The organism is Pseudomonas sp. SDT291_1_S447 (assembly GCF_054070155.1).
In genome coordinates, this window is sequence record NZ_JBSVXS010000243.1 from 1 (window position 1) to 2169 (window position 2169).

General features: G+C 55.0%; 4 protein-coding genes. 1 reads left to right on the forward strand and 3 read right to left on the reverse strand.

Annotated features, from left to right (window positions below; genetic code table 11):
- Positions 1–93: 93 nt before the first annotated feature.
- The 3 genes from ACW9IR_RS29190 to ACW9IR_RS29200 are packed head-to-tail and all read right to left on the reverse strand — an operon-like array spanning position 94 to position 1102.
- Positions 94–441, reverse strand: coding sequence for a hypothetical protein (locus ACW9IR_RS29190; RefSeq protein WP_457466070.1), 348 nt, complete (start codon positions 439–441; stop codon positions 94–96).
- A 56-nt stretch (positions 442–497) separates the two neighbouring features.
- Positions 498–806 (reverse strand): addiction module antidote protein, encoded by a 309-nt coding sequence (locus ACW9IR_RS29195; RefSeq protein ID WP_038369613.1) that lies wholly within the window; start codon positions 804–806, stop codon positions 498–500.
- A gap of 2 nt (positions 807–808) precedes the next feature.
- On the reverse strand, positions 809–1102 hold the full coding sequence (locus tag ACW9IR_RS29200) for a type II toxin-antitoxin system RelE/ParE family toxin (RefSeq protein ID WP_102902818.1): 294 nt from the start codon (positions 1100–1102) through the stop codon (positions 809–811).
- 205 nt (positions 1103–1307) lie between these two features.
- Between ACW9IR_RS29200 and ACW9IR_RS29205 the strand changes: the two genes are divergently transcribed.
- The gene (locus ACW9IR_RS29205; RefSeq protein WP_457466072.1) at positions 1308–2105 is read left to right on the forward strand and encodes a class I SAM-dependent methyltransferase; all 798 of its coding nucleotides are present in this window, start codon (positions 1308–1310) and stop codon (positions 2103–2105) included.
- The last annotated feature ends 64 nt before the right edge of the window (positions 2106–2169 follow it).

Here is a 2169-nt window from a genome sequence, read left to right on the forward strand (position 1 = left end):
AGTCGACCTTTTTATTACTGACACACCGCTATCGCGAGCAGGCTCACTCCTACACGGGATCGGTGGTGCCGCAGATGTTGTGAGCAACCCGGATCAATGCTGCTGCCGACTCAAACACTCCAGCACACAACCCGGATCCAGCACCTCGTCATTCACATAAATCCCGCGCTCGGCATCGTAGGTGCGGATAAACACCCGTACCGTCGCATCCGCCACGGTCGGCAACTGCGAATCGTAGAATTCATGGTCACCCGGAAGCACCACAAAATCCTGCGGCGCCGTATCGTCGTAAGGCTTGGGCGGTGTGGAACTCAGTGAATACGGAGCAGGGTGAGCGAAGGGCTGGTTGGGCCCGTAATAATTGAAATTGCTGTCCAGCGCTTGCGCCTGAGTGGCAGCAAGCAGAAAACCCGTCAACAACAGCCGTTCGAACCTGTGCATGGCGGCACCTGCGAGTGCGGTTTTCCCCAAGGCTATTAACTATAGCTGCCCGACATTCAAACAACCGGTTGATTGATCGCATGCCCCGGCTGTGCATAAAGATCGATGCCGAGGGCATGCATAACTTTCAAAACCGTTTCGAAGCGCGGCTTTGCGCCGGGCGCGAACGCCTTGTACAGACTTTCGCGACCCATGCCAGAAGTTTTGGCTACCTGCGTCATCCCGCGCGCCTTGAGCACATAGCCGATTGCGCGAAGAAACTCTTCGTTATCCCCGTCTGCAAGAACCTGGGACAGGTATTCGCTGATGGCTTCGTCACTGTCCAGCAATGCTGCCACGTCGAAATTCGTTAACGTCTGGCTCATGGTTAAACCTCCTTAGCCATTTTTTGTGCGCGTCGGATGTCTGCGCTTTGTGAAGACTTGTCGCCTCCAGCCAATAGAACGATGACTGCACCGTTACGCATCGTGAAATACACCCGATAGCCTGCACCCACATCTACGCGCATTTCAGATACGCCATCACCCACCGATTTAACATCGCCGAGATTTCCCGTTGAGGCCCGATCAATGCGGCGGGCGATGGCCACCTTGGCCCGCAGGTCTCGAACCGATTGGTGCCAGACCTGGAAGACCGCTGTTTGTCGAATAAGATAATTCATTGCTCGACTGTATCCAAGTAGATACAGATGAGCAGTCAGCCAAGTCTTCTATCAAACCTTGAAAAGTCGTCGGTATTTGTAGGCGAGAGATTCCTCATTTGTAGGAGTTGCCGCAGGGATTGGCTTACAAGTTTGCAACAACCGCAATTGAAGAGCTGATCTAGACTCGGATCCGCTCAATCACGAGCATCGTCCGGAGTGCGCCATGGAAGTGCCCAACAATAAAACCGCCATCGACAGCAATCGACAGGCGTGGAACGATTCCGCCCGCCATCACCAGGATTCGCCTGACTGGCAAGCCTTGCTCAGCGAGGTTGAGCAGGCGGATTTCTCTTGCCTTGATGAGACCTTGAGCGGGTTGCTGGAGGTCGATGGCAAGGATGTGATTCAACTGGGCTGCAACAATGGCCGCGAGAGTCTCTCCCTGTTTGCCCTCGGTGCCAGAAGCGTGGTCGGTGTCGATCAATCGGCGGCGTTTCTCGAACAGGCGCGTGAGCTGAACAAGCGTTCACCGCACAACGCCGAGTTCATCGAAAGCGATATCCATCATTTGCCAGCGTCTTTGCACAATCGCTTCGATGTGGCGCTGATCACCATCGGCGTTCTCAACTGGATGCCGGACATCGGCGAGTTCTTCCGCCATGTCGCCTCGACCCTGAAACCGGGCGGTAAACTGGTGATCTACGAAACCCATCCATTTCTGGAGATGGTCGATCCCGACGCAGAGGATCCGTATCGCCTCGCCAGTTCCTACTTCCGCGCAGAGCCGTTTGTGCAAGAGGAGCCGATTGTCTACGTCGGCAAGGTTGAACAGCAGGCAGCGAAGTCGTATTGGTTTGTGCATACGCTCGGGGCGATTTTCAGTGGTGCCATCGGGGCAGGGCTGAACATTACGCACTTCAAGGAGTATGCGCATTCGAATCGGGAAGAGGTGTATGACCAGTATTTGAATCGGGATGCGCAGATGCCGATGTGCTTTACCCTGGTTGCCACCAAGGCCTGAAATCTTTCATTGCCTTCACTGGCCCCTTCGCGAGCAAGCTCGCTCCCACATTGGATCTGCGCCG